Origin of the sequence: Halopseudomonas sp. SMJS2 (assembly GCF_029866945.1) — a bacterium.
Classification (GTDB): domain Bacteria; phylum Pseudomonadota; class Gammaproteobacteria; order Pseudomonadales; family Pseudomonadaceae; genus Halopseudomonas; species Halopseudomonas bauzanensis.
Map to the genome: position 1 here is coordinate 1,720,226 of NZ_CP123445.1, position 26,769 is coordinate 1,746,994.

General features: G+C 60.8%; 20 protein-coding genes and 1 pseudogene. 12 read left to right on the forward strand and 9 right to left on the reverse strand.

Annotation, left to right across the window (positions count from 1 at the left end; all coding sequences use genetic code 11):
- Nucleotides 1-133 precede the first annotated feature (133 nt).
- Nucleotides 134-793, forward strand: a complete 660-nt coding sequence (locus QAO71_RS08045; RefSeq protein WP_136869432.1) for a response regulator transcription factor — start codon at nucleotides 134-136, stop codon at nucleotides 791-793.
- A gap of 13 nt (nucleotides 794-806) precedes the next feature.
- On the opposite strand, the gene QAO71_RS08050 is transcribed toward QAO71_RS08045, so the two are convergent.
- Entirely contained in the window at nucleotides 807-1,502 is a 696-nt protein-coding gene (locus QAO71_RS08050; protein WP_074781192.1) for a pentapeptide repeat-containing protein, read from the reverse strand.
- 76 nt (nucleotides 1,503-1,578) lie between these two features.
- A complete protein-coding gene (gene exaA, locus QAO71_RS08055) occupies nucleotides 1,579-3,450 on the reverse strand; it encodes a quinoprotein ethanol dehydrogenase (protein WP_280165614.1) in 1,872 nt (623 codons plus the stop codon).
- A 381-nt stretch (nucleotides 3,451-3,831) separates the two neighbouring features.
- On the opposite strand from exaA, the gene pedF reads away from it, so the two are divergent.
- From pedF to QAO71_RS08100, 9 genes and pseudogenes are all read left to right on the forward strand, one after another.
- Nucleotides 3,832-4,269, forward strand: coding sequence for a cytochrome c-550 PedF (gene pedF, locus QAO71_RS08060; protein ID WP_280165615.1), 438 nt, complete (start codon nucleotides 3,832-3,834; stop codon nucleotides 4,267-4,269).
- A gap of 157 nt (nucleotides 4,270-4,426) precedes the next feature.
- The gene (gene pqqA / locus QAO71_RS08065; protein ID WP_063607997.1) at nucleotides 4,427-4,498 is read left to right on the forward strand and encodes a pyrroloquinoline quinone precursor peptide PqqA; all 72 of its coding nucleotides are present in this window, start codon (nucleotides 4,427-4,429) and stop codon (nucleotides 4,496-4,498) included.
- Between the two features lie 67 nt (nucleotides 4,499-4,565).
- Complete coding sequence (gene pqqB, locus QAO71_RS08070) at nucleotides 4,566-5,477, forward strand: pyrroloquinoline quinone biosynthesis protein PqqB (protein WP_280165616.1); 912 nt, start codon at nucleotides 4,566-4,568, stop codon at nucleotides 5,475-5,477.
- Nucleotides 5,478-5,516: 39 nt separating this feature from the next.
- A pseudogene (pqqC, locus tag QAO71_RS08075) lies at nucleotides 5,517-6,239 on the forward strand (pyrroloquinoline-quinone synthase PqqC); the annotation flags it as partial.
- Nucleotides 6,236-6,514: a pyrroloquinoline quinone biosynthesis peptide chaperone PqqD gene (gene pqqD, locus QAO71_RS08080; protein ID WP_280165618.1), complete on the forward strand. Its 279-nt coding sequence runs from the start codon at nucleotides 6,236-6,238 to the stop codon at nucleotides 6,512-6,514. The pseudogene pqqC and the gene pqqD, both read left to right, overlap by 4 nt.
- A gap of 1 nt (nucleotide 6,515) precedes the next feature.
- A complete protein-coding gene (gene pqqE, locus QAO71_RS08085; RefSeq protein ID WP_280165667.1) occupies nucleotides 6,516-7,646 on the forward strand; it encodes a pyrroloquinoline quinone biosynthesis protein PqqE in 1,131 nt (376 codons plus the stop codon).
- Complete coding sequence (locus QAO71_RS08090; RefSeq protein WP_280165619.1) at nucleotides 7,612-9,489, forward strand: S9 family peptidase; 1,878 nt, start codon at nucleotides 7,612-7,614, stop codon at nucleotides 9,487-9,489. The genes pqqE and QAO71_RS08090 overlap by 35 nt, the downstream gene beginning before the upstream one ends.
- Before the next feature lie 91 nt (nucleotides 9,490-9,580).
- Complete coding sequence (locus tag QAO71_RS08095) at nucleotides 9,581-10,465, forward strand: insulinase family protein (protein WP_280165620.1); 885 nt, start codon at nucleotides 9,581-9,583, stop codon at nucleotides 10,463-10,465.
- A complete protein-coding gene (locus tag QAO71_RS08100) occupies nucleotides 10,432-12,186 on the forward strand; it encodes a hypothetical protein (RefSeq protein WP_280165621.1) in 1,755 nt (584 codons plus the stop codon). The genes QAO71_RS08095 and QAO71_RS08100 overlap by 34 nt, the downstream gene beginning before the upstream one ends.
- A 5-nt stretch (nucleotides 12,187-12,191) precedes the next feature.
- Here the strand turns inward: QAO71_RS08100 and QAO71_RS08105 are convergent, their stop codons facing one another.
- The 3 genes from QAO71_RS08105 to QAO71_RS08115 all read right to left on the reverse strand — a co-directional run bounded on the left by QAO71_RS08105 (nucleotide 12,192) and on the right by QAO71_RS08115 (nucleotide 15,768).
- Nucleotides 12,192-12,608 (reverse strand): group II truncated hemoglobin, encoded by a 417-nt coding sequence (locus tag QAO71_RS08105; protein ID WP_280165622.1) that lies wholly within the window; start codon nucleotides 12,606-12,608, stop codon nucleotides 12,192-12,194.
- 117 nt (nucleotides 12,609-12,725) lie between these two features.
- Nucleotides 12,726-13,652 (reverse strand): lysine exporter LysO family protein, encoded by a 927-nt coding sequence (locus tag QAO71_RS08110; RefSeq protein ID WP_280165623.1) that lies wholly within the window; start codon nucleotides 13,650-13,652, stop codon nucleotides 12,726-12,728.
- A 352-nt stretch (nucleotides 13,653-14,004) separates the two neighbouring features.
- Complete coding sequence (locus tag QAO71_RS08115; protein WP_280165624.1) at nucleotides 14,005-15,768, reverse strand: alkaline phosphatase D family protein; 1,764 nt, start codon at nucleotides 15,766-15,768, stop codon at nucleotides 14,005-14,007.
- A 395-nt stretch (nucleotides 15,769-16,163) separates the two neighbouring features.
- Between QAO71_RS08115 and QAO71_RS08120 the strand changes: the two genes are divergently transcribed.
- Complete coding sequence (locus tag QAO71_RS08120; protein ID WP_280165625.1) at nucleotides 16,164-17,453, forward strand: site-specific integrase; 1,290 nt, start codon at nucleotides 16,164-16,166, stop codon at nucleotides 17,451-17,453.
- 66 nt (nucleotides 17,454-17,519) lie between these two features.
- On the opposite strand, the gene tpx is transcribed toward QAO71_RS08120, so the two are convergent.
- From tpx to QAO71_RS08135, 3 genes are read right to left on the reverse strand one after another with little or no spacing between them, the layout of a single operon-like run.
- Nucleotides 17,520-18,020, reverse strand: coding sequence for a thiol peroxidase (tpx, locus tag QAO71_RS08125; protein ID WP_280165626.1), 501 nt, complete (start codon nucleotides 18,018-18,020; stop codon nucleotides 17,520-17,522).
- Between the two features lie 29 nt (nucleotides 18,021-18,049).
- Nucleotides 18,050-21,772 (reverse strand): translocation/assembly module TamB domain-containing protein, encoded by a 3,723-nt coding sequence (locus QAO71_RS08130; protein ID WP_280165627.1) that lies wholly within the window; start codon nucleotides 21,770-21,772, stop codon nucleotides 18,050-18,052.
- Entirely contained in the window at nucleotides 21,769-23,475 is a 1,707-nt protein-coding gene (locus tag QAO71_RS08135; RefSeq protein WP_280165628.1) for an autotransporter assembly complex family protein, read from the reverse strand. The genes QAO71_RS08130 and QAO71_RS08135 overlap by 4 nt, the downstream gene beginning before the upstream one ends.
- A 158-nt stretch (nucleotides 23,476-23,633) precedes the next feature.
- On the opposite strand from QAO71_RS08135, the gene xthA reads away from it, so the two are divergent.
- Complete coding sequence (gene xthA, locus QAO71_RS08140) at nucleotides 23,634-24,449, forward strand: exodeoxyribonuclease III (protein WP_074781204.1); 816 nt, start codon at nucleotides 23,634-23,636, stop codon at nucleotides 24,447-24,449.
- Nucleotides 24,450-24,494: 45 nt separating this feature from the next.
- Here the strand turns inward: xthA and clpA are convergent, their stop codons facing one another.
- A complete protein-coding gene (gene clpA / locus QAO71_RS08145; protein ID WP_036989805.1) occupies nucleotides 24,495-26,762 on the reverse strand; it encodes an ATP-dependent Clp protease ATP-binding subunit ClpA in 2,268 nt (755 codons plus the stop codon).
- Nucleotides 26,763-26,769 lie beyond the last annotated feature (7 nt).

The window sequence follows — 26,769 nt, forward strand, 5'->3', positions numbered from 1 at the left end:
AGTGGAAAGAACTGCCGCACCCTGCCAACAAGTAGCGCTCAGGAAGTACCAAGGTAGCATTCAAGTGCAGGGCCCAGGCCTTAGCATGGAAGCACGTTGGCGGTGCCGCCGCTATTGTCTGGGAGGTCAGGGCATGCATATCCTGTTACTGGATGGTCACTTCATTGTCAGGCAGGGCTACCGCAGCCTGCTCACGGCGCAGTTTCCGCAGGCGGCAATCCTCGAAGCCGGTGATGGCGAACAAGCGCTCTGCGCCGTCCAGCAGCGGGTCCCGGACCTGGTGATCCTGGAGGTCAGCCTGCCCGGCATCAGTGGTATCGAAACCGCTCGCCGCCTGCTGCAGCGCTGGCCGCTGCTGCGCGTTCTGTTCTTCAGCATGCACGATGAGTTGCCATTGGTGCGCCAGGCGCTGGCCGCCGGCGCCATGGGCTTCATAACCAAGGGCGCGGGGCAAGAGGTATTGCTCGAAGCGGTGAAGCGCTGCCTGGCCGGACATCGCTATATCGAGCAGGAATTGGCCATCCAGCTTGCCTGTTCGGGCGATCAAACCCGGCTCGATCCGCGGCTGGAGTGCATGACTCCGCGCGAATTCGAGATCTTCGTCATGCTTGCCAAGGGACTGGCGCCGCGTCAGGTGGCCCACCACCTGTGCCTGAGCAGCAAGACCATTTCCAATAACCTGACCAGCCTGAAACAGAAGCTTGAGGTGACCTCGTTGACCGAGCTGGTCCACCTGGCCATCGATACCGGCGTGATCCGCCTGCACGGGCTGGTTGGCCGGCAGGCGGGCTGATGGTCAACCGACCCTAGCGCGCCTGGGAGCCGAGATGGGCTTCCCAGTTCACCGGACAGTCGGTGCAGTTGGTCATGTGCATGTTCAGGTAAGTCCCGTAATGCAGGCGGGTGCCGGTCATGGTGGCCGACTCGAGGTTGGCGTGGTTCATTTTCGATTCCTGCAGGTTGGCATCGCTCAGGTCGGCGCCCTTGAGGTCGGCCTTGGGCAGCCAGGCCATCTCCAGATTGGCGGCACGCAATATCACGTCATGCATGTGCGCTGCGCTGAAGCGGGCGAACTCCAGGTTGGCGCCGGTGAAGTCGGCCTGCTTGAATTCGCCACCCTGGGCATTCAGGTTCCAGGCCTGGACGGCGACGAAGCTGCTGCCGATGGCACTGGCTCCGCGCATGGCCGTTTGCTGCAGGCTGGCGCGGTTGAAGTTGGCGCCATCGAGCCGGGCGTTATCCAGTTTGGCCTGGTCCAGCTTGGCGTGACGCAGGTCCGCGCCGCGCAGATCGGCCCCGGTGAAGTCGGCCTTGCTCAAGTCTTTGTGGCGCAGATCGGCCTGGCGCAAGTCTACGCCGGGGCAGGATGTGCCGCGCACCAGGGCGCAGCCGTTGATGGTGACGATATCTTCTTCGGCTACATCGGCCACCTGGGCCTGCAGCGTCAGACTGAATGCTGCCAGGCCGGATATCAGCAGCATACGGGGTGTCAGTGGATTCATGCTCCGTACCTCTGTCTGTGATTCATGCTGTTGCGCCAGGCTGGGCCTGGCGCAACGTTGGTTACCGCGATAGTGCTCAGCGCTTGGCGGTCTGCTGCGTCCAGGAGGGGAGTTTGAAGACCCAGAAGGAGCCACCCTGGGCGACCGGTTTGGTCAGCTCGGCCATGTCGCCGCCCCACAGCGGAACCGCGCCACCGTAGCCGGTGGTTACGCCGATGTACTGCTCGCCATCCTGTTCCCAGGTGATCGGCGGGGAGATGATCCCTGTGCCGGTCTGGAATTTCCACAGCTCCTTGCCGGTCTTGGCGTCGAACGCCTTGAAGTAGCCATCGCCAGTGCCGGTGAACACCAGGTTGCCCGCAGTAGCCAGGACGCCTGCCCACAGCGGCAGCGGTTCCTTGTGTTCCCACTCGACCTTGCCGGTGGTCGGGTTCATCGCCCGCAGGATGCCGACGTGGTCGTCATACAGACGCTTGATGCGGAAACCCATGCCCAGGTAGGCCGAGCCCTTGTTGTAGCTGACTTCCTCGGTCCAGTAGTCTTCCTTCCAGTGGTTGGCGGGAACATAGAACAGACCGGTGTCCTTGCTGTAGGCCATCGGGTTCCAATTCTTGCCACCGAGGAAGGGCGGCGATACCTCGACCGATTCGCTGCGTTCCTGGCCCGGCTGCAGACGTGGTGGGCGCTGGCCTTCGTTCTCCACCGGACGGCCGGTTTCCAGGTCGATATGGCTGGCCCAGGTGATGTCGTCAACGAACGGGAAGGCGTTGGTCAGCTTGCCGTTGTTGCGATCGACCACATAGAAGAAGCCGTTGCGGTCGGCGTGGGCGGTGGCCTTGACGGTCTTGCCCGACGAGTCCTTGTAGTCGAACAACACCAGCTCGTTGTTGCCGGAGAAGTCCCAGGCGTCGTTGGGGGTGTGCTGGTAGAACCACTTCACCTCGCCGGTGCTCGGGTCCACCGCGACCTGGCCGGAGGTGTAGAGGCTGTCGTAATCAGCCGGATTGCCGTCCTCGGAGGTCCGCGCCCAGCCGTTCCACGGCGCGGGGTTGCCGGCACCGACGATGATGGTATTGGTTTCCGGGTCGAAGCTCGCGCTTTGCCAGGGCGCACCACCACCCTGGCTCCAGGCCTCAACCTTGCCGGTGGGGGAGTTCGGGTCGTCCGGCCAGGAGGGCGCCTTGATGTCGCCGGTGGGCGTGCTGTCCTTGCCATTCAGGCGACCCATGTGACCTTCGACGAAGGGCCGCATCCAGATTTCCTCGCCAGTATCGGGATCACGGGCAAACAGCTTGCCGACCACGCCGAACTCGTCACCGGAGGAGCCATGGATCAGCAGCGTCTTGCCGGTCTTCTGATCCTTGACGATGGTCGGTGCCCCGGTCATGGTGTAACCGGCACGGTGATCACCGAACTTCTCCCGCCAGACCACCTTGCCGGTGTCCTTGTTCAACGCCACGATCCCGGCATCCAGCGTGCCGAAGAATACGTTGTCGCCATAGATCGCAGCACCGCGGTTGACCACGTCGCAGCAGGGCCGAATATCATCAGGCAGGCGATGGGAGTAGCTCCACAGACGCTTCCCGGTCTTGGCATCCAGGGCGAACATCCGCGAATACGAACCGGTGACATAGATCACGCCGTCGTGCACCAGCGCCTGGGACTCCTGCCCGCGCTGCTTCTCATCGCCGAACGAGAACGACCAGGCCGGCGTCAGCTTGAAGACGTTCTCGTCGTTCACCAGGCTCAGCGGGCTGTAACGCTGGGCGTTGTTGCCCATGCCGTACATCAGTACGTTGTGGGTGGAGACGTGATCGTTGGCGATATCGTCCCAGGTGACTGGTTTGGCCGCCACCTGAGACGCGCTCAGGGCAAGCCCCGCCGAGAGAATCAGGTATCTGACGGCCCGGGCTGCAGGCCTCAGGGCAGGAAGTGTTTTTGTTGTCATGGCAGTGTTCCTTGTTGTTGGAAGAGGGCAGCGTTGCTGGTCCACGCCAACATCTTGGTCAGGGCAAGGAAGGGGCGAAACGGAAAATAACCCGTAGTTGGCGGGAAATAGTCCCTTGCGGATGCTCCTTGGGAGGGATACCGGGGGACCGCTACTTCAGTAGCAGGAAATTGCTGCCTTGGTATCTGCCGGCGCCGTACCGCGCCGCGCCTGATGGCGTCTGTGACATCGGGGCTGCCCATGAACTACTACCAAGGGAGCAGAACTCGACAACCAAAGCAGCATAGGGGGGGAAGACAGGGCCTTCTTATCATCCTTGCCGACAACAGAATAAAAACATCCGTGATCACACACAGATCACCTGGCCGCGAGGTAAGCAGGATGACACACCACAAGAAGACACTGAAACTGGTCACCATAGGGCTGGCCTTGGCAGTCGGCCAGGCATGGGCACATGGCAATGTTACCCCCCAGGCAGTTGACACCAAGGGCCTCAGCGATCTCGGCGATGAGTGGCTGGACACCAACCCTTACCGTGAAGGCCATCCGCAATATGACACCGCCGTGACCATCGGCGCCTCCGCCTACAACCAGAACTGCGCCGCCTGCCACGGGCTGGATGGTATCTCCGGCGGCATCAATCCCGACCTGCGCTACCTGGAAAACGGCGACTACGGCGATGAGTGGTACAAGGAAAGGGTCGTCAATGGCGCCGTACGTGACGGTCGAGTGTATATGCCGAAGATGGCTGATTTTCTCAGCCAGGAAGCACTCTGGGCTATCCGCGCCTGGCTGGAAACGGTTGCTGTCGAGCAATAGCGGACCGGACTGGCTATGGCGTATGGGTCGACAGGGGCCCGCCAGGCTCCTATGGTAAGGAGGGTTGCCTATGTAGCACGTCAGGGTTCAAGTGCTTAACCGAGTTTGCCGGCAGGTGTCGGCAGGCCTGATCGTCAACTTACTGGAGGATTCGATTATGTGGACCAAACCCAGCTATACCGATCTGCGCATTGGCTTTGAAGTCACCATGTACTTTGCCAACCGCTGAGCACAGGCGTGCTGTTTGGCCGGTTGCATGCTGAACCGGTCAAGCAGCCGCATCCAGGACCCATATCATGCTGATCCATATTCTAGGCTCCGCTGCGGGCGGTGGTTTTCCGCAGTGGAACTGCAATTGCCGTAATTGTGACGGTTTGCGCAAGGGGCAGATCAATGCCCGCTCACGCACCCAATCCTCGATTGCCCTGTCCGACGGCAGTGGCAACTGGATTCTGTGCAACGCCTCCCCGGATATCCGCACACAACTGGAACAGACGCCAGTGCTGCAACCGGGCCGCCAGTCGCGCGACACCGCGATTGGCGGAATCATCCTGATGGACAGCCAGATCGATCACACCGCGGGACTGTTGACCCTGCGTGAAGGTTGCCCGCACCAGGTTTGGTGCACCGAGATGGTTCATCAGGACCTGAGCACCGGATTTCCGCTATTCAACATACTCGAGCACTGGAACGGCGGGCTGCAGTGGAACCGCATAGAGTTGGACGCCGGCCTTACCGTTCCCGCCTGTCCGGCCCTGCATTTCACCCCGATCCCGTTGCGCAGCGCCGCGCCGCCATATTCACCGCACCGTAACAATCCGCATCCCGGTGACAATATCGGTTTACTGGTGCGCGATACCCATACCGGCGGGGTGCTGTTCTATGCGCCTGGCCTGGGGCAGCTCAGCAGTCAGGTCAGAGACGCGATGGGCGTTGCCGATTGCCTGCTGGTGGATGGCACCCTCTGGCGCGAGGACGAAATGCTCCACGCCGGGGTAGGGACCAAGCTCGGCAGCGAGATGGGCCATCTGCCCCAGAGCGGGGCTGGTGGGATGATCGAGGTACTCAGTGCCTATCCGCAGAGCCGGCGCGTATTGACCCACATCAACAACACCAATCCGATTCTGGACGAAGACTCTGCCGAGCGCGCCGAGTTGACGCGCCACGGCATCGAAGTCGCCCATGATGGGATGTTGATCAATCTGTAAGGAGAGCAAGGTGCCAACTGAGCCGATGAGCCGCGCGCGTTCGAGCAGGCCCTGCGTGACAAGGGCCGGTACTACCACATCCATCATCCGTTCCACATCACCATGCATGAAGGGCGCGCCACTCCGGAGCAGATCCGCGGTTGGGTAGCCAACCGGTTCTACTATCAGGTGAACATCCCGCTCAAGGACGCAGCCATCATGGCCAACTGCAACGACGCCGCTGCGCGCCGCGAGTGGGTGCAGCGGATCATCGATCACGATGGCACGGCCGACGGTGACGGTGGCATCGAAGCCTGGCTGCAATTGGGCGAAGCCGTGGGCCTGAGCCGGGAAGAACTCCTCGATCAGCGCCATGTACTGCCCGGTGTGCGGTTTGCGGTAGACGCCTATGTCAATTTTGCCCGCCGCGCCAACTGGAAGGAGGCGGCCAGCTCATCGCTGACCGAACTCTTTGCCCCACAGATCCATCAGTCGCGGCTGGATAGCTGGCCGCAGCATTATCCCTGGATCGACGCCCAGGGTTATCGCTACTTCCGCACCCGTCTGGGCGAAGCGCGCCGGGATGTGGAGCATGGCCTGCGCATTACCCTGGACCATTATCAGACACTCGAGGCTCAGCAGCGCATGCTCGAGATTCTCCAGTTCAAGCTGGATGTGCTCTGGAGCATGCTCGATGCCATGTCGATGGCCTATGAACTGGGCCGCGCACCATACCATACGGTCACCGACCAGCCGGTCTGGCACCGGGGGATCCGCTTATGAGCATACCGCAGCCGACCGCCGTGCCGGCGTTGCGTCCCGGCTACCGGATGCAATGGGAACCAGTACAGAACTGCCATGTACTGCTCTATCCCGAAGGGATGGTCAAACTCAATGAAAGCGCTGCAGAAGCCCTGAAACGGGTCGATGGCCAGCGCTCAATCAACGAGATCATCGCTGAACTGCAAGCCTGTTTTCCGTCTGCACCCGAACTGGATGAAGACGTCCTGGCCTTTATGGGGGAAGCCCATGAACAACGTTGGATCCTTTTCCGCTGACATGCAAGACCGACCCGAACAGGGACCGCCGTTGTGGCTGTTGGCCGAGCTGACTTACCGCTGCCCGCTGCAGTGTCCCTATTGCTCCAACCCGCTGGAATTTGCCGAACACAAACAGGAGCTGACCACTGCCCAATGGATTGAGGTGTTCAGCCAGGCGCGGGCGCTGGGTGCGGCCCAGCTGGGGTTTTCCGGTGGTGAGCCGCTGGTGCGTGATGACCTGGCCGAACTGATCAGCGCGGCGCGGGACATGGGCTATTACACCAATCTGATCACCTCGGGGATGGGGCTGAATCAGGCGCGCATCGATCAGTTCCTGGACGCCGGGCTGGATCATATCCAGATCAGCTTTCAGGCCTCGGACAGCGAGGTCAACAACATGCTGGCCGGCTCGCGCAAGGCCTTCGATCAGAAGCTGGCCATGGCCCGGGCGGTCAAGGCCGCAGGCTACCCGATGGTGCTGAACTTCGTTACCCACCGGCACAATATCGATCAGATCGAGAAGATCATCGAGCTGTGCCTGGCGCTGGAGGCGGACTTTGTCGAGTTGGCCACCTGCCAATATTACGGTTGGGCACATCTGAATCGCGCCGGCCTGCTGCCCACCAAGGCGCAGCTGGACCACGCTGAAGCGGTTACCAATCGCTATCGGGCCAAGCTGGCGGCCGAAGACCATCCGTGCAAGCTGATTCTGGTGATGCCTGACTACTATGAAGATCGCCCCAAGGGCTGCATGAACGGGTGGGGCAACATCTTCCTGACGATTACCCCCGATGGCACCGCCTTGCCTTGCCACAGTGCCCGGCAGCTGCCGGTGGCCTTTCCCAATGTCAGCGAACATAGCCTGTCGCATATCTGGTATGACTCCTTCGGCTTCAACCGTTATCGGGGCGATGACTGGATGCAGGAACCCTGTCGCTCCTGCCCCGAAAAGGAAAAGGACTTCGGCGGCTGCCGCTGTCAGGCCTATATGCTGACTGGGGACGCCACCCAGGCCGATCCAGTCTGCAGCAAATCACCACACCATCATCAGATCCTTGCCGCCCGCGCCGAGGCCGATCTACCCCAGCCACCGATCGAGGCACTGACCTTTCGCAATGAACGCACCTCCAGAATCATCTGCAAGAGCTGAGCGGGCCGGGCACTGGCACAGTAGCTTCTCCGCAGCCGATGCCGTCGCCGCCGGCACGGATTACGCTGACCTGACCTGTGATGACCAGCATGTGCTCTGGGTGGAGTTTTTCCCGGAGGAGGGGCTCAATGCCGTAGTGGAGTGGACGCCGGCCGGTACGCGGCGACTTACCCCGCCGGGCTATAGCGTGCGGAGCCGGGTCTATGAGTATGGCGGCGGCGCGCTTTGCCTGGCCGGCGATAGTCTGGTGTTCGTTAACGAAGCCGATCAACAGCTGTATCGTCAGTCGCTGGACAGTCTGACCTGCGAACAACTCACTTTCGCCGCCGATTGCCGCTATGGGGGGCTGGTTCACGATCCATTACGCCGACGTGTCGTTGCGGTTGAAGAGCAGCATGACGGAACCGTAGTGAGCCATCGGCTGGTCGCGATCGACTGGCAGGGCGCCCGACAACTGCTTGCCGAGGGCGCGGATTTCTACAACAGTCCCTGTCTCAGTCCCGATGGCCAGCGCCTGGCCTGGATCGAATGGCAGCGTCCCGAACTCCCCTGGACCAGCAGCTCGCTGTGCTGGGCCGACCTGGATAGCCAGGGCCTGCCAGGCGCGGTTGAACGCATGGGCGAGGGTGAATCACTGCAGCAGCCATTATTCGATGACAGCAATGAGCTGTTGTCCCTGACAGACCGCACCGGCCACTGGCGGCCCTGGCGGCAGACGGCAGACCAGTGGCACATGTTGCCATCGCGCGAAGCCGACCACGCCCCAGCGCCCTGGCAACTCAACCCCAGGCATTATCTTGCTCTGCCAGATGGCTGGCTGGCATTGAGCTGGAGCGAACAGGGCTATGGTCGCCTGGCTCTGCGTCACGCCGATCGAAGCGAAGAGCAACAGCTGGCCCAGGGATACACCCGCTTTCGGGGGCTGGCCCACAACAGCACCGGACTGTTCTGTCTGGCCAGCTCCCGCGATTGCAGTGCAGCGGTAGTGCACGTCTCCCTCGCCAGCGGGGAGGTCAGTGTGCTGGCACAGGCGTCCAACAGGCTGCTGCCGGAGGATATTTCCCATCCCGAACCCATGACCTATCCCACAGCCCATCAGGAGCTGGCCCACGGCTTTTTCTATCCGCCGCGCAACAGCCAGGCAGGGCTGGCAAGCGGTGAGCGGCCGCCACTGGTTATCTTTACCCATGGCGGCCCGACCTCAGCCTGTTACCCGGCGCTGGATAACCGCATCCAGTTCTGGACCCAGCGCGGTTTTGCCGTGGCTGATCTGAACTACCGAGGCAGTGTCGGCTTTGGCCGAGCCTACCGGCAGCGGCTGCAGGGCAACTGGGGCGTGACCGATACCGAGGATGTGCTGGCGGCCATCGACCATCTGACCCAGCGCGGCCTGATCGATCCCGAACGGGTATTTATCCGCGGCCAGAGTGCAGGCGGTTTTACCACGCTCAACAGCCTGGTCCATGCCAGTGGGCGTTTTCGTGCAGCGGCCAGCCTGTATGGTGTAAGTGATCTGCTGCAACTGCGTGCCGTTACCCACAAGTTCGAGGCTGACTACATTGACTGGTTGATCGGTGATCCGCTCACCCAGCCCGACCGCTATCAGGAGCGCTCGCCGCTGATCCAGGCAGCAGCTATCAGTACGCCGACGATTTTCTTTCAGGGGCTGCAGGATGCGGTGGTATTGCCGGCGCAGACCGAACAGATGGTCGCGGCGCTGGAAGAGCAGGGCGTACCGGTGCAGTACGTCAAATTCGATGAGGAACGCCATGGTTTTCGACAGCCAGCCAATCTGCAGCACGTTCTCGATACTGAATTAAGTTTCTATCGTATGTATTTGTAATTTAATAATAGGTTTAATTGGACGGTATTGTCTTCGGGGCGTAGCGCACTCGCGCTACGCCAACGGCCTCTCAGAAGATCAAAGAGCACGCATGCACATACTCGAACCCCCACGCCTACCTGACGACGGCCGAAGCTACCAGCTCTGCAGGGCAGCGTCCGGACTGCTCTGCCTGCTGATCAGCGATCCAGCAGCCGATGCCGCCAGTTGCGTGGTCCAGTTCGCCGTTGGCAGCCATGATGAGCCAGAAGACCTACCCGGCCTGGCGCACTTGTTGGAACACATGCTGTTCATGGGCTCGGCGGGCTACCCACAGGCCGGTTCCTTCCCGCAGTTGGTCAGCGAATGGTCAGGACGCTTCAACGCCAGCACCGCAGCCGAACGCACGCGCTATCATTTCAGCGTCAACCCGGCCGGCCTGGGTGCCTGCCTGACCCAGCTCACCGATATGCTGGCCGCGCCCTTGTTTGCGCCTGAGGCGGTTGCCGCGGAGCGGCAGGTGATCGATGCCGAGTTTCATACCCGGCTGGCGGATGATGCCCTGCATGAACAGGCTGCTCTGGGACAGATGTTCAATCCGAGCCATCCCCTGAGCCGTTTCAGCGCAGGCAACCTGGCCAGTCTGAACCTGGAACCTACGGCTCTGGCGCAGGCGCTCAGGCAGTTTCATGAAAAACACTACCGAGCTGCCAATGGCTGCCTTCTGCTTCACGCAGCGCTACCCATGGATCAACTCGAGCTGCTGGCAAATGAGCTGGATGCTCGTCTGCCGATAGGCAAGTCGGCGTCCAGGGCCAGCACGGGGCCGCTGTTTTCTCCGCAGCGCCTGCCAGGCCTGTTGCGCTGGCAGAACCGCGGCAAGCAGGAACAATGGCTCTTGCTGTTTGCGCTGGATGACGCCCATTCGGCAGAAGATTCAAAGGCCCTGCGCTGGTTATGCGAGTGGCTGGCCAGCTCATCCCGGCCGGGGGGCTAGGCTGGTTGCGAGCCCAGGGGCTGGCCGCGGAACTGAATGTCCGCACCCAGCGTTATGCCGGTCAGCAAACCCTGTTGCGGATTGAGGTTGAGCCCTTGGTGGCGGCCAGTGATTATCCTGCGCTGCTCAGCGGCTTTTTCACCTGGCTGGCCGCATTGCGGGCAACACCGATATCAGACTGGCCACAGGATGCCCGCCAGCAGTTGGCTGATCAGGCCTTTTTCAACGGACCACAGGGGGAGCCGCTGCGCTGGCTGACCGCACTCGCGGAGCGCACCCTATACGAGCCCCCGGAGCAGATCCTGGAAAGCACAGCCCAGTGGGCGCATTTATGCGAGCAAGCATGGCACCGGCTGCTGCAGCAGATTCAGCCAGAGCGCGTGCTGCTTGCCCAGAGCCAGAGCGACAGCACAAATTTGCCGCAACGGACAGCCTGGACAGATACCCGCTTCGCCAGTAGCCAGTTGTACTGGCAACCAGCCGCAGGCGACGGTAATGCCTTGGCAGAGGCGGGCTGGCCGATCTGGGCTGTGAGCCCACCGGAGATAGGCCGCCGCAGCGTAACCGCCATGCCCGGCTTGCACATGATCCCAAGCCCGAAAGCGCCCACAGCGGGGCAGGGCATGGAAACAACCCGCTTTGCCTGGTGCTGGCCCGAAGGGCAGTTGGATCGGCACCAGCGAGACAGGCTGAAAGCCTTATGGTCCCTCCAGCTCGAGCCTTTGGATAACTGGGCAAATGCCTCTGGTCTCAGCCTGCACTGGCATGATGAAGCGGGTTTGATCTCGCTGGAGTTGCAAGGTCCGGACAAGGCCCTCTGGGTTGGCGCAGCCGCTACACTGGCGGCGTTGGCCCAGCCACCTGATCTGTCACTGCAGCGCCTGGCCGAGCATCGCTACCAGAAAAGTCTGAACGAGCGCACCCATGCCCTGCCAGCCTATCGTCTGCTTGATGAGCTGGAGGTACTATTGAGCCCAATAACCAGCCAGCCCCGGGACGCTGCCGATGCCGCTCAACCATCGGCCGCCCAGGTGGTCTGGTTGCATCCGCAACCTTGGCAACCCGAACAGCTGGAGCCGATAGCCGCCAGCCTGCAACGCCTTTGTCCCCGTGTGGCTCAGCCATTTCATTGGCAACCGCCAGCAGCAAGGAGCGTGGAGGAGGGCACGGGGACTGTTCCGGTGGATTGCCACCACGCTGACCGGGCCCAGATCCTGTATTGCCAGGCCCGCACCAGCGGCATATCCGAGCGCGCCTGTTGGCAATTGCTGCAACAGCACATCAGCGCATCTTTCTTCGATCAGCTGCGCACTCGGCAGCAACTCGGCTACTGGGTCGTGGCTCGCTACCATGAAGTGGCAGGAACCCCGGGGCTGATGCTATTGGTGCAGTCGCCCACCCATGACCACGAACAGATCGAAACCGCCATTACTGCCTGGTTAAAAGGTGAGCAAGAACGGTTGGCAGGGCTGCCTTTTGAACAAGTCCAAAGCCAGGCGCAGCGGTTGGCAACTCATCTGCGAGCCCAGTCCTCTACGCCATCCGGCCAACTTGAACTGCATTGGGCGCGCGGTCTGGGGTTACCGGGGGCAACGATCCACGAGCAGTGCATCGCGCTGGAGCAGCTCTCCCACGCTATGTGGCAAGAGACACTGCAGGATTGGCTGGAACAGCCGCGGCGTTTGCACTTGTTCAGCAAGGATATGAGCGTCGCGCCCTGAATCTGTCAGTGGGTGCGTTGCACGGCGACCACACGTTCCGCCGGTATCCGCAACTGGCGCAACAGGTAGTCCTTGAATTCAGGTGTGTAGGGCTGCAACTCGATAGCCTGCGCCATGCAGCCCAGCCACGCGTCCCGTTCAGCTTCACCGATCGGCCAGGTAGTATGGAATATGGGAATGCTGATTTGCCCGTAGCGCTCCTGGAACAGCTTGGGGCCACCGAGCCAACCGCTGAGAAAGCAGGCGAGCTTGTCCCGTGCAGTGGTCAGGTCTTCAGCATGCATGGCACGGATAGTACGGGCGGGCTCCCAGGTATCCATGATCCGGTAGAAGTCATCCACCAGCCGGCGCAAACCATCGATGCCGCCAGCGGCCTGGTAGGAGGCGTCCTGGGTACCGTACATGGGTGGTTGCACAGACATGTCTTTCCTCTCATCAGCAGTCCATTGGCAGCAGTCACATATCCTCTGCCTGCCGGGCCTACAGTCTATCAACAAAGGGCGCCATTTTGCCGGGCCCTTTGGAGCCGGCTGCTGTCGTCAGACAAAGCTGAGGAAGAACAGCATGAAGAAGGGCGCGGCAATGGTCAGGATCAGGCCACTGATGATAGCGGTGGGCACATATTCGTAATGGCAGGCCTGGCGCACAAAGGGCAGGGTGGTGTCCATGGCCGTTGCGCCGCAGACGCCAATGCTGCTATTGGCAAAATTACGTCCCAACATGAACACCACCGTCAGGCCAATCAGCTCGCGCATCAGATCGGTTAGTAGGGCGACGCTGCCGTAAGCTTCTCCCAGATATTGTCCAGCCAGAGCGCCAGACAGGCTGAACCAGCCAAAGCCGGTGCTCAGGGCCAGGGCCACGGCCAGTCGCTCACCTGTGATCCAGCTCAGCAGCACACCGGCCAACATGGAGGCAAGCATCACCACCAGCGGGATTTTCAGCACCCGCGGGGCCAACCAGGAGCGGCTGATGACAACCTGGGCCAGATCCAGGCCGATCAGGAACAGCAGGGCATAGAGCCACCCGGAAATATTGATCAGCACAGCACCAATGCCGTTGTCATGCCATTGCAGGCGCCAGGCAAAAGCGCCAAGCAGAACCAGGCCGAAGGCGATCAGACATTCCTTGACCGGATGCCAGAGTCCCAGCCAGCCGCCGGGGCTGTCTTCTTGCGCGGTGCCGGGCCGATTCAGCGGCATGAGGCAGGCAAATACCACGGCGCTGATGGTAAAGGCGTAGAGCGCCGACTGCTTCAATACCTCCATGCCCGAGGCAAGACTGCTGAAGGTCGCGCCCGAATCCAGGCCGATCACGAAGAGGATAATCCAGACCACGGGAGTGATGCCGCGCAGCAGAGGTTTCACAACGGGCTTGGGCAAGCGTTTACCCACCAGATAACCGACCAGCAGGGACAGTAGGATGGGCAGGATTGCAGCAAGGATATTGGATAGCTGAGCGGACACGGAGCAGGACTTAATCGAGAAATGGAAGTAGGAAAGCCGCAGTGATTTCTTCAGATCATGAAGGGCACGCACTATAGCGCAGAGGGTCTTTACTTTGTAGCCAGACGACACAGGTATCGTGCGACAAGAGGCGGTGATCGTAATTGCTACGCCGTTCGGCTTCTAAAGCCTGGAAACAAAAGCCCGGCATTTTTGCCGGGCTTTTGATGGGGAGTGCTGGTCCTTCAGCGTACTAATCCTTCAGCAAGCACTCATCCTTAAATAGCTACCAATCCTTTGGTGCCAGCGATCATACATTGCTCTACGTTACACAGCGGTGACATCGAGGCACGACGACAGCAGCCAAGCAATGTTAGCGCAGTGCCTGCAAATGTCGTTGTCCGGCACCGGGCAGGGTTTGCAATGAGTGGCTGCGGCTGGTATCCATTCGATAGTCAGTCTGTTTGATCGTATCGACGAAGTGCCAATCGGCGCGGGCCTGTTCCTGCGTCAAGGTGACAACCATGAAACCGCGCTGATTGACGTTGAGGTAATGCAGATCGTCGACCAGCATGGTGATGGCTTGTTCAGCTGGCTGGATCATTTCAGGTGGCAAGTCCAGATAGGCTTCCAGCCCCGGTGAACTCACCGACGCGGTGGCGAGTTCGACACCTACCTGCTTGCCGTCAACCGTCTTGAGGTCACTGGCCCAGGCGTTGTGCGTGTCGCCGGCCAGCACCACGAGGTTCTTGTTCAGGTTGGCACAGGTTTCCAGAAGGACTTCGCGCTCGTAGGCATAGCCATCCCAGGCATCCAGGTTATAAGGGATCAACGTCGTGATCCGAGCAAGCTCCTGGGGCGTCAGCGTAGGATCATTGTTCTGCTGACGCACTTTGAGGGTGACCAGCTCGGTCAGCAGGGCTGTTATGTCGGTGGATCCCGGATCGGTCATGGTGGCGAGTATCGCTGCCAGCATTTCCGCAGGCACCAGCATGCGGCCCATCAGCACCTGCTGACCGAGTACCTGCCAGGTGGCGGTCGAGGTGGCCAGTTGGGTTTGCAGCCAATCCAGTTGCTGCAAACCCAGCATGGTTCGGTCAGGGTCGGCCAGATCCGCCGCCAGGCGCGTGCCGTCCATGCCGCCGGCAGTCAGATAATTGGTGAAGTCGAGCTGTTCATCGCGCCCAATGATGCGGGTATCGAGCATATGCAGGCTGACCAGGTCGGCAAAGTCGAAGCGCCGGTACAGGGTTTCCTCGTCATGCTCGGAGGCCGGGCGTATCGGCTGCCATTCGAAGTAGGCCTGCAGCGCCGCCAGCTTGCGCTCAGCGAAGTCGCCGTCACCCTCGTTGTGGTTTTCCGCACCCTCGCGCCAGGCATCGTTGGCTACTTCATGGTCATCCCAGACCAGAATCCACGGTACGCTGGCATGCAGACGCTGCAGATCAGGATCGGTGCGATACAGCGCATAGCGGCGTCGATAATCCGTCAAGGTCAGGAGTTCGCCCGCATTGTCTGCAGGCAGTTGACGACCAAGGGCCTGAGCATCTTCGCTGGCATAACCACCAGCCCCATATTCATAAATGTAGTCGCCCAGATGTATCACAGCGTCTAGCTGCTCGACCTTGGCCGCTTCGGCGTACACATGGAAATAGCCAGCGGGGAAATTGGAGCAGGACAAGACGGCCAGACGCACCTGATCAACCCTGGCTGCGGGCAGGGTACGCATGCTGCCGGTAGGCGAGGTGGCTCCCGCGCAATGGAAACGGTAGTAATAGGATTGACCCGGCAGCAGGTTGAGCACGTCGACCTTGAGGGTGAAGTCACGCTCGGCGCCAGTGGTGAAGCTCCCGTCATGCAGCAAGTCGGTGAACTCGGCGTCACTGGCAACTTCCCAGCTGATCTCTATATCGCGCTGATCAGTATCTTGAAGAGTGACCTTGGTCCAGATCATGATCCGGTCCTGAAGCGGGTCGCCACTGGCAACACCATGCAGAAAGGCGGCCTGCCGAGCCTGCTCATCGGCTCGACTATTGCTGCTACTGCTGAGGCAGCCTTGCAGCCCTGTGGAAATGGCGACGGTGCCCACGGTCGCCAGAGAAAGACGCAGAAAGTCACGACGAGTAAAACGAGACATGGTACATCCTGTACTATCAGCTGGGTGATGCTTGCCGATGATCGCTGCTGGTCATTTCATTTTCATGTACGTTTGGGTGCAATGCTGCGCAGCCTGGAATTCGATGGTGTTCCGTTTGCAGGCGTAGTTGGCGGGCGTCCTCACGCAGTGCATGGTTTTCAGGCTGAGAACGGAGGGGGGCAGTTGACTGCGGATATGCCTGACTGCAATACGCAAATCGTAAGGACTCTTCTAGATACATATCTTATTTAACATAATATAGGTTATGCGAACCCAGACGGGAACCGCCATTCCGGCTGCATCCTATTTCCGATATTAGCCATTATCGGATATTGCATATGTGGTAATCTCACTGGCCGCGCCGTTCTGTCTTTGGTTTCTGGATCATTCGCCTTATGTCCCAACCGGTTCCCTTGTTCGATACCTACAAGAACTTCCAGTTTCTTACCCGGCATAATCTGGACGGCGAACTGCCCGCTGTTCTTGCTGCCTTCGAGAGATTCGCCAATCCCACCGAGGCCATGGATGGTTATTCCGTGGTCAAGCTGTTCCTGAAATCCTATGCCGCCAATCAGGCCACGTTCAACAGCTACCGCACCCATGTCGAGCGTCTGCTGCTGTGGTCGTTGCTGGTGTGCAAGAAGCCTATCTTGCATCTACGCCGCCAGGATGCCGAAGCCTTTCTGGAATTCTGCCTCAACCCGCCCGATAACTGGGTCGGTCCGGTGACCAAGTCGCGCTTTATACGTATTGGTGGTCGCAAGAAAGCCGATTCGGATATCTTTGTGCTCAATCCCGATTGGCGCCCATTCAACTACACGGTGAGCAAGGCAACGCGCAAACTGGCTGATGAAATCGAGTCTGGCATGCCGGAGATCCAGGCCTATCAGATGTCGCAGACCACCATTGCCCAGGTATTCACCGTGTGCGGCAGTTTTTATCAATTCTGCATCGATGAGGATTACACCGATGCCAATCCGTTTCGGGCGGTCAAACAGAAATCCCGCTACAAGCAGAGCGTTGTCTCCCAGGTGACCAGCCGCTCGTTGACCCAACTGCAATGGGAGTTCGTGATCGAAACCGCGGAACAGATGGCCGAGCAGGAGCCGGAGTTCCATGAGCGTACCTTGTTCATTCTCACCACGCTGTTCTCGATGTACCTGCGGGTATCGGATCTGACTGGGCGGGATAACTGGCAGCCGACCATGGGCAGTTTCAAGAAAGCGGGTGATAACTGGTGGTTCCATGTGGTGGGTAAAGGCAACAAGGCGGCCAAAGTGAGCGTGCGCGACAGCTATTTGCCGTATCTGGTCCGCTACCGCAGTACTTTGGGGCTGACTGACCTGCCCTACCCTGGCGAACAAACACCACTGCTGTCGGCGCTGGATGGCCGCACAGGGCTATCGGGGCGGCGGATACGGGAATTGGTACAGATGGTATTCGATGCGGCGTGTGCGCGCATGATTGCCGAAGGTCTGCAGGAGGATTGCGATGCCTTGCGTGCGGCGAGTCTGCACTGGCTGCGGCATACGTCGGCAACGCTGGATGCGCCGTTCAGGGACATGAAGGATCTGCAGGCAGATCTACGCCATGAAAGCCTGTCCACGACCCAGGACAGTTACTACGATTCGCTGGACGATCAGCGAGCCAGCTCAATCAAGGCGATTCCGATCAAGGGGCGTTAGGCGCCTGACGGGTATTCGCCGATACCGGCCGGTTCGCCGCACGGGCGAAGCCGGCCAGCACACAGATCAGGCCAGGACGGCCAGTGCTGCGTCGTAATTCGGCTCGTCGCCGATCTCGGATACCAGCTCGCTGTGCAGCACCTTGTCGTTTTCATCCAGCACGACAACCGCACGCGCGGCCAGGCCAGCCATGGGGCCATTTTCGATGGCGACGCCGTAGTTGCGGATGAACTCGCCGCCGCGCAGAGTCGACAGGTTGATCACATTCTCCAGGCCTTCAGCGGCGCAGAAACGCTTCTGGGCAAAGGGCAGATCCGCCGAGATGCACAGCACCACGGTGTTGGGCAGGTTGCTGGCCTTGCTGTTGAAGGTACGCACCGAGGTGGCGCAGGTCGGGGTGTCCACGCTGGGGAAGATGTTCAGGATCTTGCGCTTGCCGGAAAACGAGGACAGATCCACGTCAGCCAGGTCCAGACCCACCAGACTGAATGCCGGAGCATTGTCGCCTGCGGAGGGAAATTGGCCGCCAACGGTAATCGGGTTGCCACGCAATGTAACGTTCGACATTTGAAACTCCTTAAGTCACAAGTGATGCATCAGAAATCGATGCGGTAGAAAAAATCCAGGGAGCTGACTAGGCCGCCAACGGCTTCCAGGTACAGGCGTTTGGTCAGATCGTAACGCACGGCCAACCGGTTTGCCTGTTCAAACACCCCTACACCATAGCGCAGACTCAACTTCTCGGTGAGATAGCCGGTGGCTACCACACTGGTTGTCAGGCCGCTGCCCTCGGTATCCAACTGAAAATCATCAATACCGAGCGACCCGGCAATGTTCTTCGCCAGCGGCGTGCTACCGGCCATGCCCAGCGCCAGCGCGGCCTGACCCAAGACGTTGCTGTCACCGGTATCGGCACCCAGCGGGCGCCCGAGGATCAGGTAGGCCAACGCCTGCTCCTGGGCCATGCTCGGCTCAGAAAACACCTCGGATATGGGTGCATCGGCCTGGCCGGTCAGGCGCAGGCCAGCGATGACATCATCGACCCGGCGGATGGCTTCGATATCCAGGTAGGGCTTGCTGATCGGGCCGGCGAACAGAATCTGCGCCCGCCGCAATTCCAGGCGTTGGCCGTAGCCGCGAAAGCGTCCGTCCAGAATATTCAGGTTACCAGCGGCGGTCATGTTTTCGCGCACATGCAGCCGGCCACTGAGCCGGCCAGTGAGACCGAAGCCGCTGAAGTTCAGCTGATCACCGATCAGCAGCTGGATGCCCATGCTGATGCCCAGCGGCAGGGATTCTTCCGTCTCTTCGGTGGCACCGACAATCTCTGCGTCCGGGGACACTCGGACGGCGGCCGGCGGCAGCTCTCGCACGGTGATATCCCCCTCGGGAATCGCGATGGTGCCGGTGAGCGCCAGGTTATTGTCGGCCAGACCGATATGCAGATCCGGGCTGGCCAACAGGTCAGCGTAGGGATCGACGCGGATTGGCAGGTTGGTACCGGTCAGGCTGATATCCACGGCCAGGGCCGGTGCCCAGGCGGCGGTGCCGGCGAGCTGGCCCTGCCCTTCCCCGCTCTGCCATTGCCCATCGATCACGGCCTGCTGACCGGTGATACCCACCTGCATCCGCAACTGCTTGAAGCTGACCGGCAGCTCCGGTCCGCTGATTTCACCATTGCTCAGCAAAATATCGCCGTCTACTTGCGGCTCGGTGAGCGTCCCGGCCAAGGTGCCGCGGCCAATCAGGTCTCCGTTGAGCGTGTCGACCTGCGGCAGGAAGGGTCGCAGGATATCCAGTTGCACATCACGCAGATCGAAGCGGCCGTCGAGACGCTGGGCGCCGCCGGGGTCGGCAATATCGGCCTGGACATCAAGATTGCCGAGCCCGTCACTGACCAACTGCAGCCGACTACGGGCCTGCTCGGGATCGAGCTGGATGGTGAATTCCAGGTTTTCGTAAGGGAAGGTCAATGGCTGGTCCGGGTTGTTGACCCGCAGCTCACCGTTACGGCTACTGACCACCACGTTGGCCCGTGGCTCGGCACCCACCGCCTGGCGAAATTGCGCTTCGGCATTGAGCGTTGCATCCCAGATCAGGTCATCCGGCAGCCATTCCTGCAACGAGGCCAGCGGGAAATCGGTGAGTCTGAGATTTACCTGCCGGTCGGGCATCAACCGTTGTTCGCCATTGAAACAGAGCTGGCTCTGCAGGTGACTCCAGCAGTGGGCGCCCAGACGCAGTTCGCCATTGGCCAAGCGATAGTTCAGGGCTGCGGAGTCGTTCAGTTGCCAGACCATGTCTTCAGCGGCGATGCTGGCGTCGCGCAACTGGCCCTGCCAGCGTTCGTCATTCAGGCTGCCGGTCAGGCTCGTATCCAGATCCACCAGGCCGCCTTGCAGATCAATCGCCAGCTGATGCGATGCCCGGGTGCCGTCAAGTACCAGGCTGAGGCTGCCCAGCCGGGTATCACCGTTGCGCAGGCGGCTGGCGGAAAGGGTCAGATTGCCAGGCAACCCATCGTTGAGCGTGACCCGGCCGTCAGCGCTGAGCGCCGCCAGGCCGAACTCGGCATAGCCTATCCGCTCCCCCTGCAATGCCAGCGTCACGGTCGGCTCATTTGCCGATCCCGATGCCTCGGCGTTACCTACCAGACTGCCAGACAGCCCCGGCCACAGCGTTGCCATGCGCGCCAGGTTGATATCGAAGCGGCCTTCTACGGTCTGCCCCCAGTGCCCCGCACCACGGATACGGTTGTCACCCTGGCGCAGCTCCAGATCGGTGACCTGCCAGCCCGTTTCGGCGCTCGCCACAGCGCCGGACAGGGCCAGGGGCTGGCGTCGCAAGGTGCCGCTCAAGTCCCAGTTGGCAGTCAGTTGCAGTTGCTCATCGCGGATACTGCCGGAGCTGGTTACCGGGCCATTCAGCGAGCCGGGGAGCTCAGCTGCGAACATCTGCGGATTGAGCTCTTGCAACAGCAGGCTGACGTCCCAGGCGATGCCATCGAGCAGGCTCAGCGCCGCTTCACCAGTGAGGCTGCCTTGCTCGGTGGTCAGCGCCAAGGGGGCGATATCGATATGTTCCGGGGTTCCGCTGAGGGCCAGTTGCAGATCGGCCTCCTGCTCTCCCACCCCGCCGAGTTGCGCTTGCAGTGCCGCGTCGAATGCCATATCCCGCAGATTGGCCTCAAGATTCAGCTGGTGCACTTCCAGCGGTCCGATATCCTGCGGATACAGCCATTGCCACGGAAACTGTTGCATGGCGAGCTGCGCATCGGCGGTGAGTACGTCAGACCAGCCAGCATTGGCTGTGAGCCTGAGTTCCCGTTCCGGCTGCTCAGCCACGACCAGATGCAAGTTGAGGTCGGATACGCCGGTGCTCGTGGCTTGGCCGCGTACGGTCAGGTCTATCCTGCCACCTTCACCTGGCAAATGGCTGTCGGCCTGCAATGCGATGCCTCTCTCCAGGTCACCGGCCAGATTCACTACCAGGTCGTTCAGGGTCAGGCTGGGCGGCAGAGACTCTAGCGCCAGAAAAGAAGCCTCGCCGCGCCACTGGGCTGTCAGCGGCAGCTCGGCTTGCAGTGGTTGGACGTCAGCTGTCAGCACGCCGGACAGATAACCGCTGCTGCGGGCTTCCAGCTGTAGCTGGGCAACGCTTCCATCGATGCGGGCCTGCAGCTCCCAAGGGCGTTCATCCATCGGCGGCAAGGTCAGTGCGGTTACCACCCGCAGCGGCCAGTCGCCCCTCATGCGTAGATCGCCTTCCAGGTCCCAGGTCAGGTCGGGCCCCTGGCCGCTGAAGTGGGTGATATGCAGCTGGTCGCCGCTGAGCTGAGCCTGCAGGGAAATATCGTGAAGCAGCGCTTCTTCGCCGTTCACCCACACCTCACCGATGCGCGCTTCCTGCAATTGTATGCCCAGGGGCAGGCGGATCTCCGGCAGGGTAATGTCCTGCCGCGGCTCGTCCGGCTCATCCGTTGGGGTGGTGTGTACCTGAATACGCTCCGCCGCGAGCAAATCGATGCACAGGCGTTTGCCGCGCAGGCAGCCGGGTGTCCAGGCCAGTTCCAGCTCATCAATAGTCAGTTCGATACCAGTGTCACGCCAGGCCACCTGGGAAAAATGCCAGCCCTGCCACAACTGCCCGCTACTGAACTCCAACTGCAGGCGCGGCTCCAGTTCCGGCAGCTTGCCAAACAGCCATCGATTGGCCCCTTCGCTGGACAGCACCGCCAGCAGGATCGCCACCAACAGCACAGGCACTGCCAATAGAATGAGCAGCCCGCGCAACAGCGCCTTGAGTAGAAACCCCGTCACAGTTCGGCACCCATGGAGAAGTGTATGCGAAAGCCCTCATCCGGATCGCTCATCGACCTGGCCAGATCCAGGCGGATCGGGCCTACCGGCGAGACCCAGCGTATGCCTACCCCGGTGCTGGTCTTCATTGGGTCTTTCCAGCTGTCCACCGCATTACCGTGGTCGACGAACACTGCAGCGCGCCATTTGGGGCGGAACTCGTATTGGTATTCCCCGCTGGTGGCCAGCAGGTAGCGCCCGCCAATACGCTCGCCAGTATCATCGGTAGGTGCCAGGGTACGGTAATCGTAACCACGTACGCTCTGGTCACCACCGGCAAAGAAGCGCAGCGATGGCGGCACGCTGGAAAAGCCATCGCTGGCGATGCCGCCGACCTGGGCGCGGGTCAGGAAACGGTGGTTGTCCCACAGGGTATACAGCCCCTTGGCAGCGAGATTCAGGCGCAGGAAGTCGATATCGGAAAGGACGCCGGCCTTGGCGCCCTGCAGATCCATCATCAGACTGTAGCCGCGGCTCGGGTCCATGCTGTTGTCGCTGACGGTACGCTGAAAGCCGAGGCTGGGAATCAGCAGAGTGCTGCGGCCGGAGTCGTCGCCGAGCGAATAGCGTTCCTGCTCCAGGCGCAGACCGATGCTGCGGTTCCAGCCGTTCTCCAACCGTCGCTGCAACAAGCCGCCGATGACCATGCTCTGGCTTTCGGTATCGTCGATATCCTCGCGCTGCCAGCCGGAGAAGAAGCGCAGATGGCTGGACTGAGGCGGCGTGAGAGGGATCTGATACCAGGATGTTATCTTCTGTCGGGGGGCAGACACCTCCAGCTCGGCGCCACGACTGTGCCCTCGGGAATTGAGCCAATGCTGCGTCCAGTCAGCCTTCACGCGCGGCCCTACGTCGGTGGAGAAACCGCCACCGAAGCCCAGCGAGTGAGGCTTGCGGGCCTTGAGTTGGGCCTGCACAGGGATTACCCCATCCACCGCAAGATCAGCCGGTGCGGTAACCTGCACCGCTTCGAAGTAACCACTGGATAGCAACTCGCGATTGAACTCGGCAATCAGATCCGCCTCGTAGGGTACCCCATAGCGAAACGGCACCATGCGCTGCAGCAGATCGGCATCGAAAGGCGTTTCGGAAAAGCTCACCTCACCGAGGCTGTAGCGTTCGCCGGTGTCATAGCGAAGAATGATATCCGCCAGATTGTCTTCGACATCGATCAGCAGCCGGTTTTCCAGAAACTCGGCGGAAAAATAGCCGTGCTGCAAAGCCTGGTTCTGCAGCAGACTCTTGGTGTCTTCATAATGGCCATGGTGCAGCTGCGCGCCGGGCATCATGTGGCGGCTGAGGGGGAAGTTGAAATAGTCCGCATCCTGGCCCGCCCCGCTTACCTCCAGGGTGACGTTATCCAGCCGCACGGGCTCGCCCAGGGTCACTTCCAGCAGCAGCACCGGGTCGGTATCCTCGCCGGTGACCCGCGGGCGTACCCGGGCATGGTAGTAACCCAGTGCCTGCAGCGCGCTGAGTGCCTGCTCCCGGCTGGACCGGGCCAGGCGCCACATGGCTTCGCGGCTGGTGGCCGTCACAGGCCCGATGAAGGCCTCGATATTCTTGCGGGCCGCATCATTGCGTGGCTCGACCTGCACCTCGAGTTCCGCATGGGCGACCGTGGTGAACAGCAGTAGAGCCAGCAATATGGAAAAACGGACCATGTTCTGTTCCAGCATCAATATGGCATCGTGGTTCAGCGTTTCCTAACCTGCCGGACGGGTTGGTGCGGCCAACTTGCCGCCGGGGAATGCTAACATGCAGACCGCCTCTGGCCGATACGCATTCCGGCTTTCCCGTTTTCTTCAGGATAGGAATTTTGATGAAAGTTGTCTCGTTCAATATCAACGGCTTGCGCGCCCGCCCTCACCAGTTGCAGGAGCTGGTCAGCAAGCACTCGCCCGATGTCATCGGTCTTCAGGAAACCAAGGTGGATGACCCTGCGTTTCCGCTGGAGTCGGTTCAGGCATTGGGTTATCACGTGCATTTTCATGGTCAGAAAGGCCATTACGGCGTGGCGCTGCTGACCCGCGAAGAGCCGCTGTGGGTACGCAAGGGGCTGCCCAATGATGGTGAGGAGGCACAATGCCGCATGATCAGTGCCGCCCTGCCCTGCGCTGATGGCTCGCCGCTGGTTGTATTCAATGGCTACTTCCCCCAGGGCGAAAGCCGGGCTCATCCCATCAAGTTTCCGGCCAAGACCAGGTTCTATGCGGATCTGCAGGAGCATCTGCAGCAGGATTATGCGGCTGATCAGCGGATCGTGGTCATGGGGGATCTGAATATTTCGCCACAGGATTGCGATATCGGTATCGGCGAAGCCAACGCCAAACGCTGGTTGCGTACCGGCAAGTGCAGCTTTTTGCCCGAGGAGCGCGAGTGGCTCCAGCGGCTCAAGGACTGGGGGCTGGTCGATACCTTCCGGCATATGAATCCCGCGGTGAATGATCGGTTCAGCTGGTTCGACTACCGCAGCCGCGGCTTCGAGGATGACCCCAAACGCGGCCTGCGCATCGACCTGGTAATGGCCAGCCGCGGTCTGATCGACCAATGTGTCGATACCGGCATCGACTATGACATCCGTGCCATGGAAAAGCCGTCGGACCATGCGCCGGTGTGGGCCAGCTTCAACGTCTGAGGCGCCCAATCAGCGGAGCCGTTTCCGGCTCCGCTGCCAGGCCGGTCAGGCCATCTCTTCTTCCGGCACATCCAGCACCAGCTCGCCGTCGCGCAGGGTGACATGCACGGTGCCGCCATGCTCGGCCAGATCACCAAACAGGATCTGCTCTGCCAGCGGCCGCTTGATCCGGTCCTGGATCAGGCGTGCCATGGGCCGCGCACCCATCAGCGGGTCGTAACCATGTTCCACCAGCCAGTTACGAGCGTCTTCATCCACGTCCAGCAGTACATGCTTGTCTTCCAGCTGGGCCTGTAGTTCGGTGAGGAACTTGTCCACCACGAACTTGACGCTGTCGTGGCTGAGCCGGCCAAACTGAATGATGGCATCCAGGCGGTTGCGGAACTCAGGCGTGAAGGTCTTCTTGATCACCTCCATGGCATCGGTGGTGTGGTCCTGGGTGGTGAAGCCGATCGACGACCGGGCCATGGACTCCGCCCCGGCGTTGGTGGTCAGCACGATGATCACGTTGCGGAAGTCCGCCTTGCGACCATTGTTGTCGGTCAGCGTACCGTGGTCCATGACCTGCAGCAGCAGATTGAAGACTTCCGGATGGGCCTTCTCGATTTCATCCAACAGCAATACGCAGTGCGGCGTCTTGTTGATCGCCTCGGTGAGCAGACCGCCCTGATCGAAGCCGACGTAACCCGGAGGCGCGCCAATCAGCCGTGATACGGTATGCCGCTCCATGTATTCGGACATGTCGAAGCGCAGCAACTCCACCCCCAGGCTCTTGGCGAGCTGGCGAGTCACTTCGGTCTTGCCCACCCCGGTCGGGCCGGCGAACAGGAACGAACCGACCGGCTTGTCGGCGGACTTCAGCCCGGCGCGGGACAACTTGATGGCTGTGCTGAGCGCATCGATGGCCTGGTCCTGGCCAAATACCACCAACTTCAGGTCTCGCTCCAGGTTCTTCAGCAGTTCCTTGTCGCTGGTGGAGACATGCTTGGGTGGAATCCGTGCGATCTTCGCGACGATGGCTTCCACTTCGGCTACGTCGATGCACTCGGGCCGCTCATCCTGCGGCTTCAGGCGCTGGTAGGCTCCTGCTTCGTCAATCACATCGATGGCCTTGTCCGGCATGTGCCGATCATTGATATAGCGGTCGGCCAATTCCGCCGCGGCCTTCAGCGAATCGTCGGTATAGCGGATGCCATGGTGGTCCTCGAAGCGGCTGCGCAGCCCCTTGAGAATCTGGATGGTGTCGCTGACGGAAGGCTCGGCCACATCGACTTTCTGAAAACGCCGCGCCAGGGCCCGGTCTTTCTCGAAAATGCCGCGAAATTCCTGGAAGGTGGTCGAACCAATGCAGCGAATTTCGCCTGAGGACAGCAGCGGCTTGAGCAGATTGGACGCATCCATCACCCCGCCGGATGCGGCGCCCGCGCCGATGATGGTATGAATTTCGTCAATGAACAGGATCGCCTGGGGACGCTTCTTCAGCGCCTTGAGCAGCGCCTTGAAGCGCTTCTCGAAATCGCCCCGGTACTTGGTACCTGCCAGCAGCGCACCGAGATCCAGCGAGTACACCACTGCCTCAGTGAGAATGTCCGGCACTTCGCCATCGACGATACGCTTGGCCAGCCCTTCGGCGATAGCCGTCTTGCCGACGCCGGCCTCACCGACCAGCAGCGGGTTGTTCTTGCGTCGCCGCACCAGGATTTGCGCCACCCGCTCGACTTCCGCTGCACGGCCGACCAACGGATCGATCCGCCCCAGCCGCGCCTGCTCGTTCAGGTTGCTGGCGTAGGACTCCAAAGGATTATTAGCGGCCACCGCCTCGCCACCCTCCTCATCAAGGTTCTCCTGCTCGGCCTGCATGCTCTCGTTATCATCGGCCACCTTGGAGATGCCATGGGAGATGAAATTGACGATGTCGATGCGGGCGATGTGTTGTTGCTTGAGGAAGAACACCGCCTGGCTTTCCTGCTCACTGAAGATCGCAGCCAGCACGTTGGCGCCATTCACTTCGCCTTTGCCGGAGCTCTGGACGTGGAACACGGCGCGCTGCAATACGCGCTGAAAGCCCAGCGTGGGTTGGGTTTCGCGCTCGATGTCCTGGGTTGGAATCAAGGGTGTGGTGGAGTCGATGAACTCGGTCAGTTCCCGACGCAGCCGGTCCATGTCCGCACCGCATGCCCGCAGCACGGCCACGGCGGCCTGGTTATCGAGCAAGGCCAGCAGCAGATGCTCGACAGTCATGAATTCGTGGCGTTTGCTGCGAGCATCCTTGAACGCCAGGTTCAGGGTGATCTCCAGATCTCGATTTAGCATACTGCCC